The 13,126-nt window shown below is 66.3% G+C and carries 11 protein-coding genes, 2 pseudogenes and 1 riboswitch; of the genes and pseudogenes, 8 read left to right on the top strand and 5 right to left on the bottom strand.

The genetic code is table 11. From position 1 onward, the window contains the following. The first annotated feature begins 58 nt into the window (after window positions 1-58). The 3 genes and pseudogenes from FQV39_RS07045 to FQV39_RS07055 all read left to right on the top strand — a co-directional run bounded on the left by FQV39_RS07045 (window position 59) and on the right by FQV39_RS07055 (window position 2,880). Entirely contained in the window at window positions 59-373 is a 315-nt protein-coding gene (locus FQV39_RS07045; RefSeq protein WP_149129643.1) for a (2Fe-2S)-binding protein, read from the top strand. Continuing rightward, window positions 366-1,574 (top strand): annotated as a pseudogene (locus FQV39_RS07050) (FAD-dependent oxidoreductase); the annotation flags it as partial. The gene FQV39_RS07045 and the pseudogene FQV39_RS07050, both read left to right, overlap by 8 nt. 151 nt (window positions 1,575-1,725) lie before the next feature. After that, window positions 1,726-2,880 (top strand): NAD(P)/FAD-dependent oxidoreductase, encoded by a 1,155-nt coding sequence (locus FQV39_RS07055; RefSeq protein WP_149129644.1) that lies wholly within the window; start codon window positions 1,726-1,728, stop codon window positions 2,878-2,880. Between the two features lie 54 nt (window positions 2,881-2,934). Here the strand turns inward: FQV39_RS07055 and FQV39_RS07060 are convergent, their stop codons facing one another. Further along, on the bottom strand, window positions 2,935-4,299 hold the full coding sequence (locus FQV39_RS07060; RefSeq protein ID WP_187640192.1) for a sensor histidine kinase: 1,365 nt from the start codon (window positions 4,297-4,299) through the stop codon (window positions 2,935-2,937). Then, entirely contained in the window at window positions 4,286-4,951 is a 666-nt protein-coding gene (locus FQV39_RS07065) for a response regulator transcription factor (protein ID WP_149129646.1), read from the bottom strand. The genes FQV39_RS07060 and FQV39_RS07065 overlap by 14 nt, the downstream gene beginning before the upstream one ends. A gap of 107 nt (window positions 4,952-5,058) precedes the next feature. Between FQV39_RS07065 and FQV39_RS07070 the strand changes: the two genes are divergently transcribed. Genes FQV39_RS07070 through FQV39_RS07080 form a run of 3 tightly spaced genes read left to right on the top strand, consistent with a single transcriptional unit; the run spans window position 5,059 to window position 7,788 of the window. Further along, a complete protein-coding gene (locus FQV39_RS07070) occupies window positions 5,059-5,838 on the top strand; it encodes an ABC transporter ATP-binding protein (RefSeq protein ID WP_149129647.1) in 780 nt (259 codons plus the stop codon). Between the two features lie 16 nt (window positions 5,839-5,854). Next, window positions 5,855-6,721 (top strand): ABC transporter permease, encoded by an 867-nt coding sequence (locus tag FQV39_RS07075; RefSeq protein ID WP_149129648.1) that lies wholly within the window; start codon window positions 5,855-5,857, stop codon window positions 6,719-6,721. Between the two features lie 50 nt (window positions 6,722-6,771). After that, entirely contained in the window at window positions 6,772-7,788 is a 1,017-nt protein-coding gene (locus FQV39_RS07080; protein ID WP_149129649.1) for an ABC transporter substrate-binding protein, read from the top strand. 283 nt (window positions 7,789-8,071) lie between these two features. Here the strand turns inward: FQV39_RS07080 and lhpI are convergent, their stop codons facing one another. Both lhpI and FQV39_RS07090 read right to left on the bottom strand, forming a co-directional pair. Further along, a complete protein-coding gene (lhpI, locus tag FQV39_RS07085; protein WP_149129650.1) occupies window positions 8,072-9,778 on the bottom strand; it encodes a cis-3-hydroxy-L-proline dehydratase in 1,707 nt (568 codons plus the stop codon). Window positions 9,779-9,848: 70 nt separating this feature from the next. Beyond that, a pseudogene (locus FQV39_RS07090) lies at window positions 9,849-10,271 on the bottom strand (amino acid ABC transporter substrate-binding protein); the annotation flags it as partial. Here FQV39_RS07090 and FQV39_RS33060 point away from each other — a divergent pair. Both FQV39_RS33060 and FQV39_RS33065 read left to right on the top strand, forming a co-directional pair. After that, on the top strand, window positions 10,227-10,529 hold the full coding sequence (locus FQV39_RS33060; protein ID WP_187640193.1) for a hypothetical protein: 303 nt from the start codon (window positions 10,227-10,229) through the stop codon (window positions 10,527-10,529). The pseudogene FQV39_RS07090 and the gene FQV39_RS33060 overlap by 45 nt on opposite strands. Continuing rightward, window positions 10,526-10,951 (top strand): hypothetical protein, encoded by a 426-nt coding sequence (locus FQV39_RS33065; protein WP_187640194.1) that lies wholly within the window; start codon window positions 10,526-10,528, stop codon window positions 10,949-10,951. The genes FQV39_RS33060 and FQV39_RS33065 overlap by 4 nt, the downstream gene beginning before the upstream one ends. 344 nt (window positions 10,952-11,295) lie before the next feature. On the opposite strand, the gene FQV39_RS07100 is transcribed toward FQV39_RS33065, so the two are convergent. Then, window positions 11,296-12,540 carry a D-amino acid dehydrogenase gene (locus tag FQV39_RS07100; RefSeq protein ID WP_149133711.1) on the bottom strand — a complete coding sequence of 415 codons (1,245 nt, stop codon included), beginning with the start codon at window positions 12,538-12,540 and terminating at the stop codon, window positions 11,296-11,298. 148 nt (window positions 12,541-12,688) lie between these two features. Continuing rightward, window positions 12,689-12,788, bottom strand: a riboswitch (glycine riboswitch). Window positions 12,789-13,126: the final 338 nt, after the last annotated feature.

A 13,126-nucleotide genomic window follows, 5' to 3' on the forward strand; every position in this document is an offset into this window, starting at 1 on the left:
GTCGACTTATCAATATCCAAGAGAAATTATTGCATTGAAATAACTCTGCAGGATCCGCATGGACGCTCCGAAGCCCCTGTTCCGCCGCGTGGCGGTGCGCGCCGGACGGCCGGCGACGCTCAGCTTCGAAGGCATGACCATCACGGCGACGGCGGGCGACAGCGTCCTCGCTGCACTGCTCGAAAGCGGCGCCCTGGTCCGCCGGCTGGAATTCGGCGGCGAGCCGCGCGCCGGCTTCTGCCTCATGGGCGCCTGCCAGGACTGCTGGGTCTGGAGTGCGGAGGGCGGGCGGATCAGGGCCTGCACCACGCTGGTCTCCGACGGGATGGTGCTGTTCGCCGAGCCCCAGCCGATGGGTGCTGCCCATGGCTGAAGTCGTCATCGTCGGCGCCGGCCCGGCCGGCATCAGCGCTGCCGAGGTGCTCTGCGCGAAGGGCCTGAAGCCCGTCCTGATCGACGAGGGAGCCAGAGCCGGCGGGCAAGGCTATCGCCGCCCGTCCGATGATCTCGCCCTCGACATGAAGCGGCTGATGGGTTCGGAGGCACAGCGCTACGCCGACCTGCATCGCCGGTTCGAAGCTCTGCTTCCCGCCATCGACTATCGCCCGCATACGCTCGTCTGGGCTGTCGACGGCAACCAGTTGCATCTGCTGCGCGAGGGCAAGGCCGAGACCCTGGCCTTCGACAAGCTGCTGATCGCCAGCGGCGCGATGGACCGGGTGGCGCCCCTGCCCGGCTGGACCCTGCCGGGCGTCTTCACGCTCGGCGGCGCTCAGGTGGCGCTCAAGGATCAGGGCTGCCTGATCGGGAGCCGCGTCGCCTTCCTCGGCTCCTCGCCGCTGCTGGCGCTGGCCGCCAAGCAATATCGCGACATGGGCGCCGATATCGCCTTCATCGCCGATACGAGCCCGTTCACGGCCAAGGTTGCCGCCATGCCGGCGCTGCTTCGCGCACCGCGGACCCTGTTCCGCGGGCTCTGGTATATGGCAGCGTCGCTACGCGCCGGAACCACCATGCTGCATGGGGTGACGCCGATCGCAATCGAGGGCCGGAACCGTGTCGAGGCGCTCGTCCTGCGCGATGCAAGCGGTCGCGAACGCCGCTTCGCCTGCGACGCCGTCGCGCTCGGCTATGGGCTGAAGCCGGAAACGCAGCTTGCCGACCTGGCCGGTGCACAATTCGCCTACGATGCCGATTTCAGGCTGTTCCTGCCGGTAATCGACGGGATGGGCCGGGCGCGACCGGGCCTCTATCTCGCCGGCGACGGCGTGCGGATTGGCGGCGCCGATGCAGCCGAGGCCAGCGGCGCCTTGGCCGCCCATGCGATCCTGTCGGATCTCGGACAGTCTCAGGACATCGGCTCCGTCAGGCAGTTGGCCCGACGGGTCGAGCGCCTGCGCAGCTTCCAGCGCGGGCTCGCGCGCGCCTTCGCCTGGCCGAAGGCGCAGATCGCCGCCCTGCCCGATTCCGTGACGCTCTGCCGCTGCGAGAACGTGACGGTCGGCGAGGTGCGTGCCGCGATGGCCAGGGATCTCGGCCCGGTCGAGGTCAACCGGGTGAAGGCGATGACGCGCTGCGGGATGGGACGCTGCCAAGGCCGCGTCTGCGGCCCCGCCTTGCAGGAAATCGTCGCCGCCAAAGCCGGGGCGACGGTGCCGCGGCCGGGCGGCTGCGCGGCCAGGCGCCGGTCAAGCCGATCGCGCTCGCCGCAGCCGAGGACGCGGCATGAGCGGTCCCACCACGGATGTCGCCATCATCGGCGGCGGGCTTGTCGGCGCCTGGACCGCCTTCTTCCTCGCCCGGCGCGGCCAGCGCGTGACCCTGATCGAGAAGGGCGTCGTCGGCGCCCAGTCGAGCGGCGTCAACTTCGGCAATCTGCGCCTCCAGGGGCGATTTCCGGGCCAGTATCCGCTCTCCCTGCGCTCCCAGGCGCTCTGGGAGGATTTCGACGCGCTGATCGGCGAGGACTGCGAGTTCGAGCAGACCGGGCATCTCTACCTCGCCTATGACGAGGAGGAGCACGCCAAGCTCGAAGGCTACGCCAAGGTTTCTGAGTCCTGTGGGCTTGCGATCGAGCGCGTCGGCCCGGCCGATCTCAAGCGGCGCTGGCCCTGGCTCGGCGAGCGCGCCGTTGCCGCCACCTACTCGGCCCGCGACGCCACCGCCAATCCGCGCCTCGCAACGCCTGCCGTCGTGCGCGCCGCGGCGAGACATGGCGCGGTCGTCCGCGAGAGCACCCGCGTCACCACTGTCGACCGCTCCGGCGACGGCTTCGTGCTGACGCTCGCGAAGGGTGAGACCCTGAGCTGTGGCGTGCTCGTCAACAGCGCTGGCGCCTGGGCGCTCGAGATCGCGGAGCGCTTCGGCGAGACGGCGCCGCTCTTTCCCGCCGGCCCTCCCCAGTTCGTGACGGAGCCTTTCCCCTATCTGATCGAGCCTTCCGTCCAGGCAATCGATGGCTCAGTGATCTTCCGGCAGATTCCGCGCGGCAACATCATCCTCGCCGGCTATCCACGCACGGCGGCCGATCCACAGGCGAACCGGGCCCCCGTGCCTCCGGCCAAGACGCTCGCGGCGATGAAGGCGCTGGCGCGCGTCGCGCCTATGCTTGCGCAGTGCCATGTCATCCGAGTCTGGTCGGGCATCGAGGCCTATCTGCCCGACATGATCCCCGTGATCGGACCGAGCGAAACGACGCCGGGACTGTTCCACGCCTTCGGTTTCTGCGGCCATGGCTTCCAGATCGGCCCCGGCGTGGGGCTATGCCTCAGCGAGATGATCCTCGACGGCGCGACACAGACGCCCCTGGAGCCGTTCTCGATCGGACGTTTCCGTTCGGCGACAACCGTCAGCGAAAAGTTCCGCAAGGAGTTCGACTGAAGCGCGTCGGGATCGGTGGCAGCCCTATCAACCTGCCGGCGTTCGAACGCCCGGTCATGTCCGCGCAAGGCTGAGGCGAACCCGGGTCATCCAGCCATCGCGCCAAACGGCGAGCTCTCCGCCATGGGCCTTCGCGACCTCCATCGCGATGGACAGGCCGAGCCCCGAACCGCTGGAGGCTGGGCCTTTCGCGAAAGGGCGGAGGAGATCTGCGGGCGGCGCCGGAAATCCCTCGCCGTCATCCGCCACATCGATCCACGCATGCTCCGCATCTTCACCCACCGTTACGACAAGCCGGCTCTCGGCACCGTGCTTCAGCGCGTTGTCGATCAGGTTTCCCAGAGCTTCGCGCAGGCTCACGGCATCGCCGTTCACGATCGGCGGCGGCTCGGCCGGAATGAAGGCGATGTCGACCTCGCGGGGCAGCGAGAGCGGCACCGTCTTGGCCAGAACGGATTTCGCCAGCTCGTTCAGGTCGACCGCCGCCGTTGCCGCTGCATCCTTGCGATGGATCACCATCGCATGGTCGAGAAGCTGCCCGGTAAGGCGGCCAAGCTCGGCCGTGCGTTCATGGATCCGCTTGACGGTGTCGGCCTTGCGCCGCGACGCGGGCGTCGCGAGCAGGATTTCGACCTGGGCATCGAGCGCCGCCAGCGGCGTGCGGATCTGATGGGCAGCGTCGGCGATGAAGCGCTGCATGATCGCCATGCGCTCGGACAGACGGCGCATGAAGTCGTCGATCGCCTGGACGAGATTGCGGATCTCCACCGGCGGCTCGGCCGCGATCGGCCGCAGATCGTCGGGCCGGCGGCTCGCGATCTCGCGCTCGATGCGCATCAGCGGCTGCAGCGCCAGCGTCACGGCATAGGCAGTCGCGATCAGGGCGAGCAGGCTCATGGCGGCGATGACGCCGAGCGCCTTCAGCGTCAGGTCGCGGGCGAGCGCGCGCCGCGCCTCGGTCGTCTGCGCGACGATGATGGTCGCCCAATTGTTCGTTCCGGGAAGCTCGATCTGCCGCGCCAGAGTGGCGATGCGCACCGGCTGGCCCTGATAGAGACCGTCTTCGAGGACGACCCCGGCGCGGATATCGACGGGGTCGGCATCCGAAGCAAGATCATCGTAGCCGGCGACGACGACGCCGCGCGGATCGACGACCTTGTAGAAGACGAGGTCATAGGCGGCGAGCGTCGCGATCGTGGACACGGGAGGCTCGACCGTCACCACCCCGCCTTGCACATAGACGTTCTCGGCGATCTGCACTGCGCCGCCGGCGAGCAGCCGGTCATAGGCCTGCTGCGCGGCAAGGGAAGACGAGTGCCAGGCCGCGAAACCGAGCAAAATCGCCCCCGCCGCCAGCACCGCCGAGAGCACGGCGACGATGCGGAAACGGAGCGACAGGCGCAGGTCAGAGAGCAGCAAGCTGATACCCCAATCCGCGCAGGGTCCGGATTTCAACCGGCGCGTCGGCGAGCTTGCGGCGCAGCCGCGCCACGAACTGCTCGACCGCGTTGGGGCTCGCCTCCTGGTCGAAATTGAAGAGCTGCTCGACGAGCTCCTCCTTGGGCACGATCCGCTCGGGGCGGGCGGCGAGGATTTCAAGCACGGTCAACTCACGGCGCGTCAGGTTGAGCGGCCGGTCGCCGATGGTCGCGACCCGCCCTGCCCGGTCGATGGCGAGCGGCCCGACCCGCAGCATGTTGTCGGGCTGCCCGGCGCTGCGCCGCAGCAGTGCCCGCGCGCGCGCTTCGAGCTCGCCATAGTCGAAGGGTTTGACCAGATAGTCGTCGGCACCGAGATCGAGCGCGCCGATGCGCTCGTCCACGGCCGAGCGCGCCGTCAGCACCAGTACCGGCGTCGTCAGCCGCCGAGCCCGCATCTGACGGAGAACCGCCAAGCCGTCCTGCCCCGGCAGGCTGAGATCGAGAATGACGAGATCATAGGCCTGCACGACCAGCAGCTCGGCAGCCGTGATGCCATCCTGCTCCCAGTCGACGGCGTGGCCGATCTTCTCGAGCCGCATCACCACGGCCTCGGCGATATCGGCGGTGTCTTCGACGACGAGCACGCGCAAGCGGAACAGCCTCTGGTTTTCGAGTCAGGCTGGAGTCAGTCCCGCAGGTTACCACTGTCGGCAAGCGCCCATAAGTGCGCTCGGGAAACGAAGACAAGGGAGGGTGCATGCTAGCCCCGTTCGACGCCACAACCGCGACTCCGCTCCTCTCGGTGGAGGGCGTCACGCTGCAATACAAGACGCCCGACGCGGTCGTAACCGCGACGCGGCGCGTCTCCTTCGACGTCTATCCGTCCGACCGCTTCGTCCTGCTCGGGCCCTCCGGCTGCGGCAAGTCGACCCTGCTCAAGGCGATCGGCGGCTACCTGACGCCCGTCGAGGGCGAGATCAGCCTGAAGGGCCGCAAGGTTTCCGGCCCCGGACCGGACCGGATGATGGTCTTTCAGGAATTCGACCAGCTCCTGCCCTGGAAGACGGTGCGCGAGAACGTCGTCTTCGCGCTGACGGCCTCGGGCCGTGCCACTCAGGCGGAAGCTGCTGAGCGCGCCCGCTCCTATATCGACAAGGTCGGCCTGACCAAGTTCATCGACAGCTACCCGCACATGCTCTCCGGCGGCATGAAGCAGCGTGTCGCCATCGCCCGCGGCATGGCGATGGAGCCCGACGTTCTGCTGATGGATGAGCCCTTCGCCGCGCTCGACGCCCTGACCCGGCGCAAGATGCAGGACGAATTGCTGCGGCTCTGGGACGACACCAAGTTCACCGTGCTCTTCGTCACCCATTCGATCGAGGAAGCCATCCGCATCGGCACCCGCATCCTGCTGCTCTCGCCGCACCCCGGCGAGGTCAAGGCCGAGCTCAACAGCGTGCCGCCCGAGGAGATGGGCACCGGCAAGCAGGCCGCGCTCGAAACCCGCATCAACGACATGCTCTTTGCACATCACTGAGCCGGAGGTGACCGACATGACCGATCTCGTCAGCTTCCGCCCGGAAATCATCCGCGACGTCAACTCCAGCGACGCCCCCGTCGTCGCCAAGACCATCGGCCTCGTCGAGCGCGTCTACCGCCTCGGCTTCGTGCGCAAGGGATTGATCCTCGCCGCCCTTGCCATCGCCTGGGAGATCTATGGCCGCTGGCTCGGCAATCCGCTGCTGTTCCCCACCTTCGGCCAGACGGTCGAGGCCTTCATCAGCAACATCGTCAACGGCGTCATCCCGCAGCGCATGCTGGTCTCGCTGCAGACGCTGGTGATCGGCTATGGCATCGGCATCGGCCTTGCCGCCCTGCTCACGACGCTGGCGATCGGCTCGCGTATCGGCGCCGACCTGCTCGAGACCCTGACCTCGATGTTCAACCCCCTGCCCGCCATCGCGCTCTTGCCTCTGGCGCTGATCTGGTTTGGGCTCGGCACCGGCAGCGTGATCTTCGTGCTCGTCCATTCCGTGCTCTGGGCGATCGCGCTCAACACCCATGCCGGCTTCCGCTCGGTCTCGAACACGCTGCGCATGGTCGGGCAGAACTACGGCCTGCGCGGGCTGAAGCTGGTGCGGCTCATCCTGATCCCGGCCGCCTTCCCGGCGATCCTGACCGGCCTCAAGGTTGGCTGGGCCTTCGCCTGGCGCACGCTGATCGCGGCCGAACTCGTCTTCGGCGTCTCGTCGGGCTCCGGCGGCCTCGGCTGGTTCATCTTCGAGAACCGCAACCAGCTGGAGACGGCGAACGTCTTTGCCGGCCTGTTCACCGTGATCCTGATCGGCCTCTTCGTCGAGAACGTCATCTTCGCCACCATCGAGCGCAAGACGATCCGCCGCTGGGGCATGCAGCACTGACTACCCACATCCAAAAGGCCGAACGGCCGTCACTCGGAGGGAAACATCCAATGGCATTCAAGACTTTCCTGCGCGCCGCTTTCACGGCCGTAGCGCTCGGCGCGGCGCTCGCCGCCCCGGCCCGCGCCGAGGTCAGCGAGGTCCGCATCTCCAAGGGCTTCGGCATCCTCTATCTGCCGCTCATCGTGATGCAGGACCAGCAGTTCCTGGAGAAGCGCGCCAAGGCCGCTGGCCTCGGCGACATCAAGGTGACCTGGCTGATGCTCGACGGCGGCAACGTCATCAACGACGCGATGATGGCCGGCACGCTCGACTTCGCCGGTACCGGCGCGCCGGGCTTCGTCACGCTCTGGGCCAAGGCCAAGGGCATCCCGGGCGTCGAGGTCGTCGGCGTCTCCGGCATGAGCTCGACCTCGCTGTGGCTGATGTCGAACAAGCCGGAGCTCAAGTCGCTCAAGGACTTCACCGCGACGGACAAGATCGCCCTACCGGGCATCAAGACCTCGCTCGCCGCCGTCGTGCTGCAGATGATCGCAGCCAAGGAGTTCGGCGACGCTGCTTACGCCAAGATGGACCCGATGACGGTGAGCCTGCCGCATCCGGAGGCGCTCGCGGCGCTGATCGGCGGCAAGACCGAGATCAAGGCGCATTTCACCTCGCCGCCCTTCCAGTACATCGAGGCCAAGAGCCCGGGCATCCACCGCGTGCTCAACTCGGTCGACTATCTCGGCAACCTGACGCTCGACGTCACCTTCGCGCCGAAGAAGTTCGTCGATGCCAACCCGAAAATGACCCAGGCCTTTATCGACGCGATGGACGACGCCAACGCGCTGATCGACAAGGACAAGAAGCTCGCCGCCGAAATCTTCGCCAAGAGCTCGAAGGTGAAGGTCGATGCCGCCGAGGTGCAGCAGATGATCGAGGACAAGGACTCGCGCTTCACCGCGACGCCGGAAGGCGTGATGAAATTCGCCGAGTTCATGCACAAGGCCGGCTCGATCAAGGTGAAGCCGGCCAAGTGGAGCGACATGTTCGTGCCGCAGATCGCAGGCCGTTCGGGCAGCTGAGCGCCCAATCGCCAAACGGCCGGCACGGTGGAGCGATTTTCGATCGGCCTGAACCGTCATTGCGAGCGAAGCGAAGCAATCCAGGGGGGCGTAGAGCTCTGCCGCCCCGGGATTGCTTCGTCGCTTCGCTCCTCGCAATGACGGCTTCTGCGATCCAGCCTGATCGGAAAACGCTCTAGGCCTTTGTTTTATCGCATTTTCTTCACGCGAACCGGTGTCCACTTCGCTCGAAAATGCTCTAAGCGCGGATCAAACTGTCTGTATCAAGCAGCACGGAGCCGGCTCAGGAAAGCCAGTGCGGCAACCGGGCTGGCGCGACGCCGGAAAGAGCCGCTTCGATGCAGTCCTCGAATGTCCCGAGCCTGACGCTGCAGCTGGAGAGCCCCGGACCGTAATGTGCATATTTTCCGGAGTTGGTGAGGACCACCTTCGCCCTCTCCGGAAAGACCGGGCGCGTCATCGAGCACCAGCAGAGATCGGGAACGACCTCGACGCCGCTCCCTCGAAGCCTTGCCAGCATTCCCTCGGCTTCCGCTGCGGCCAGGACTTCCCGCCCCGTCGTGATGATGACGGAGAGATTGCCTGCAAGGCGATGTCCGTCGAGCCGCTCCGCGACGGCCCTGCACTCGTCCAGCGAGGCGTGAGGGCTGCCGATCGCGACGAGATCGATGCCCGCCGGTCCGTCATTCAGGTGGCGCCAGCCGGCTGCAAGAGCCTCGCGCGTGACGACGACTTCGTCTTCGGGGCTGCCGCCGAGGCTGTCCGCTTCCGGCGTGATGCCCTCGATATGCAGCATGGCCGCCGCCGAGGTCGTGCCGAATGCGGCGCAGAGCGCCTTGAGATCGTCCCGTGTCAGCCGCGCCTGCGCGAGCCCCTTGATCAACGGGATACGATCCGGCGAGGAAAGGCCCGCGAGATAGCCGATCAACGGCCAGGCCGAGCTGTCCGCTCCTTCCGGCAACTCCACACGAACCGCACGACGCGCGCGCCGGCCTTCGTCGAGGAACGCCCCGGCAAGTGGGGCGCGGCCGGTGACTGCGATGCAGAAATCCAGGAAGTCGGGGTGTTTCGCCGTCCGGGCTCCCAATACCGAATTGGCGAAGATCACGGCATTCGATTCAGACCAGCCGATCGCTTCCCCGAATCCAGGCGGCTCCGGCAGGGAATAGGGAGCGCAGGTGAAGCTCGGCCGGCAGCCCATGCGGACATAGGCGTCGGCCAGGCGTGCGGCAGGCTCGCCAAACGCCGGCGCCACGCCCTGGCGGCGCCAGTTGGCGTGATCCACCGAGATCGCGTTCATCGTCGTCGGGACGCGAACGGCGGCGCCCAACGCCTCCATCTTCTCGGCGAAGATCAGATTGGCCGGACCGGCATAGATGCAGCCATCGACATGCGCCCGCGTGACGTCGACAAGCCCGGCGGCGCCCTGCTGGCGGGCCATGGCGCAGACGATCCGCATGGCCTGCTGCGCTGCGATCCCCTCATCCCCAGCGAGCAAGCGGCGATCGCTGGCGGAAAGCTGCAGGTCGCCATGTGCAGCCGCAGAAAGCGGGATATGCACCCGCCCACCATCAGCCGAGACAGCGTCTGGCGCGATCTTCGCCTCGGCTGCGGAAGAGAGAGCAGTGAACGCCGCTTCCGGCAGGCGAATGACCGGAATGCGGCGTCCGAACATTTCCGCGGCGACGATGGCGCCGAGCGTCAGCGTATCCTCGGGGCCAGCGAAGATCAGCGCGGCGGGACTACGCCCCGAGAGCGCGAGCTCCAGCAGCACTCCTGAGCCCGAGCAGGAGCCGCGGCTGCTCGGCATCAGCACGACCGCGCCGGCGAGCGAGGTGCCGTGCGAGGGATGGTGCACGTCGATCACCGTTCCCGTAGCCGGATCGACGCCGCCCCAGAAACTCAGCGGCTCCTTCATCACGACGATCGGCCCTGAGGCCAGGCCGGGAAGGAGGGAGATTCCAACGTCGTGCTGCAAGGATGCGTCCATATCGCTGATCATTGAATGCCGCAGAAGTGTCGGGAGGCGCGGAGAAGCTCCTCCCCAGGGTGAACCCATCTCATCTGATCGGAGGCGCATATTGAAGCCCACCCTTCGTCCAGAGGTTGTTGGGCCCGCGCGAGAGCTTCAGCAGACTGCCGCTGCCGAGGTGGCGCTCGAACGACTCGCCATAGTTGCCCACCGCCCTGACGATACGCACGACCCAGTCCTTCGAAAGTCCGAGGCCTTCCCCGAAGTTGCCTTCGCTTCCGAGCAGCCTGCGGATATCCGGCACCTTGGAATCGATCATCCGGTCGACGTTTTCCTTCGTGACACCGAACTCTTCAGCGTTGAGCAGGGCGAACTGAGTCCAGCGGACGATGCGGAACCATTGATCGTCTCCGGCGCGGACGAAGGTGCCCAGCGGCTCCTTCGAAATGAGCTGAGACAGGATCACATGTTCTTCCGGAGCGCGAAACTTCAACAAGGGCGCAGCCGGTCCCTTCCGCCTTCGGCATCCGCTTCCGCCTCTGCGACGAACGATCTCTTGGAGCACACTTGGATGGCAGAACATTCGATCGGATTTCTTGGGGTCGGCACGCTTGCGAAAGCCATGATCCTGGGTCTCCGCAAGCGTTGGCCGGAGCTGGAGATCCAGCTCTCGCCGCGCTCGGAAAAGCTCTCCTCGGAACTGGCGGCTGCGGACCCCAAGATTCACCGGCACGGTCGAATGCGGCTGTCGTTGCGGCGAGCGACGTGATCTTCCTGACGGTGCGCCCTCCGCAATTCGAAGAAGCGGTGCGCGATTTGCGTTTCCGCCCCGATCAACTCGTCCTGTCGTGCCTCGCTGGCATGTCGATCGCCGAGGTCAGGGAGCGCTGCGCGCCCGCCGAGGTGGCGCGGGTCCTGCCAATCCCGGCAATCGAACGCAGCGAAGGACCGATCGTGCTGTGTCCGAGCGTGGCGCGAGCACGCGCGCTGTTCGATGGCCTGGGCGATATCGTAGACGTGGCGGACGAAGCTTCCCTCGCCGCCATCTGGCCGTGCAGCGCGTTCATGTCGCCCTATTTCGCCCTGCAATCGGCGCTGATCGACTGGGTCGTCGAACGCGGCGTGGATCGTTCGGCGGCCGTCACCTATGTGCGCTCGCTTCTTCGGGCCTCGCGACGACAAGCGCGCTGACCGATCTCGAGCGCCTGGACCAGCTGATTCAGGAACATGAGACACCGGGCGGCCTCAACTATCGCGTCCGCCTGCAACTGGAGAGCGCCGGCTGGTTTGCGGCCGTCGGAGACGCCCTCGATATGACCTCGCATCTTCGGGGCGCCCAGCTCACGAATTCAACGGCCTCCTGACGGCCTGCGCCCAACTCCCGTTTTCCAAGCCGAGGTTCCTTCGGGATCGTCGCCCCCGAAGGAAATCTCGGTTTTTGCCTGTGATGGCTGGATCGGCTCCGTCAAGACGATCCGGGCGGGTTTCCCGAGCGCAGGAGCGCCGGCAGCCCGCCCGATCCTCGGCCTCCTCGTTCAGGCAGCGTTCGGCCGCGCGGTCACAAGCGCACCAACAGCGTCGGCCGTCGCTGCCGACAAGGTCCAGCCGAGATGTCCGTGCCCGGTGTTGTAGAACACCCGCGGATCGCGACCCCGCATGACCCGCGGCAGCATGTCGGGCATCATCGGCCGCAGACCGGCCCAGGGAACGGCCTGCCGCGTGCTCATGCCGGGAAAGTGCTTGCGACACCACTGGACGAGGGGCTCGATTCGGGCCGCCCGGATATCCTTGTTGTAGCCGTTGAACTCGGCCGTTCCGGCCACACGGAAACGCGTTGACCCCAGCCGGCTGGTGACGATCTTCGCGCTGTCGTCGAGCAGGCTCGTCCAGGGCGCCGCCTCCTGATCGGACGCCTCGGGAAGATGAACCGTGATTGAGTATCCCTTCACGGGATAGACGTTGACGCGGTCGCCGAGCCGCGAGGCGAGCTGGCGGGACATGACGCCGCCGCAGACCACGATGCGGTCAAACCGGTCGACCTGCAGGCCGGCCTGCCCTTCGCCTTCCGTCGGCTGCCAGCTTACCCGGATACCGTCTCCTGCGTCGTGCTGAATCGACCGAACCTCACTCGACAGGCGCATCGTCACGCCCCGCCGCTCGCAGGCGCGCGCGAGCCCGACGGTGAACTTATGAATGTCGCCGGTGAAGTCCGAGGGGGTGTAGAAGCCGCCATAGAACTCGCCCTTCAACGCAGGCTCGATCGCCCGGATCTCCTCCATCGTCACGGCCCGGCGCTCGAGGCCTCCTCTGGCAAGTAGCGTCGAAACCTTCGCTGCGGCCTCGAACTCCGCCTTGCTGTGGTAGAAGTGGAGAATGCCGCGTTCCTCGCAATCGAACGCGATGCCTTCGTCGCGCGCCATCTGCATGAGATGCGCGCGGGCCTCGATCGCGAGCCGCGCGGTCGTCAGCGTGTTCTGCTCGTATTTCGGGATCGAAGCGACGAACTCACCCATCCAGGACAGCTTGTGCCAGGACGGCCTGGGATTGACGAGGAGCGGGGCGCCCGGCGTGAACATCCACTTGATGCCTTTCAGCACCGTGGCCCAGCTGTTCCAGACTTCGGCATTCGAGGCCGAGAGCTGGCCGCCATTGGCAAAGGAGGTTTCCATCGCGGCATAGGGCTGGCGGTCGAAGACCGTGACCTCGCAGCCGCGCCGGGCAAGGTTGTAGGCAGTCGTGATGCCGGTAATGCCCGCTCCGATGACGGCGACGCGTGAAATGTCGGATATGTTCATAGGTGCTCCTGCCCGCGCAATGCGGGTCTCTGGCACCCCCTCTGTCATTGGCCTGAGAGCTTCATCACGCCCAGTCATTGGGCAGCGATTTTCACCATCGGCGCAGGGCTGCTGCCCTGCTTTTCAGAGTTCAATCATCGCAGCGGTACTTTTGCCTGAGAGTTTCCGGGGCGGTTGCTCCGTCGGCGCCGTTCCGACCCTGAGGTCGGAACGATCTCTCCCGCTGGCGGGAATGCTAGAAATCCGGAGCTTAAAGTCAATATCCCTTCAGGGGGCATTCGGGACCAGCGCCGTCTCCTGTCTCGCACCAGACACTCTGGGGAATGCTTCAGTGGAAAAGCCGACAATGGAGGCCCGATCTCCGGAAGATTCAGGAGGCAGTTTTGCTTTGATGTAGCGGCCGTTTTCTCCATAGTCGGATGCGGCTGCATGCGGATTCGAGGCTGTGAAGCGCTGGGGTTATCTGATCACGGCAATATGCCCGATGGCCTCGTGCTGTGCTGCGTGGGCCGCAGAGTCCGCCCAGGACATCGTCGAGCGGAGCATTAGCCGGCTCGGCATACAGGCGGAG

Origin of the sequence: Bosea sp. F3-2 (genome assembly GCF_008253865.1) — a bacterium.
In the GTDB taxonomy this organism is placed as follows: domain Bacteria; phylum Pseudomonadota; class Alphaproteobacteria; order Rhizobiales; family Beijerinckiaceae; genus Allobosea.

What these genes read in the sequence shown, in the direction of transcription:
- FQV39_RS07070 (WP_149129647.1), top strand. Translation starts at nt 5,059, where the DNA reads ATGCTAGCCCCGTTCGACGCCACAACCGCGACTCCGCTCCTCTCGGTG.
- FQV39_RS33060 (WP_187640193.1), top strand. Translation starts at nt 10,227, where the DNA reads ATGTTCTTCCGGAGCGCGAAACTTCAACAAGGGCGCAGCCGGTCCCTT.
- FQV39_RS07055 (WP_149129644.1), top strand. Translation starts at nt 1,726, where the DNA reads ATGAGCGGTCCCACCACGGATGTCGCCATCATCGGCGGCGGGCTTGTC.
- FQV39_RS07045 (WP_149129643.1), top strand. Translation starts at nt 59, where the DNA reads ATGGACGCTCCGAAGCCCCTGTTCCGCCGCGTGGCGGTGCGCGCCGGA.
- lhpI (WP_149129650.1), bottom strand. Translation starts at nt 9,778, where the DNA reads ATGGACGCATCCTTGCAGCACGACGTTGGAATCTCCCTCCTTCCCGGC.
- FQV39_RS07075 (WP_149129648.1), top strand. Translation starts at nt 5,855, where the DNA reads ATGACCGATCTCGTCAGCTTCCGCCCGGAAATCATCCGCGACGTCAAC.
- FQV39_RS07080 (WP_149129649.1), top strand. Translation starts at nt 6,772, where the DNA reads ATGGCATTCAAGACTTTCCTGCGCGCCGCTTTCACGGCCGTAGCGCTC.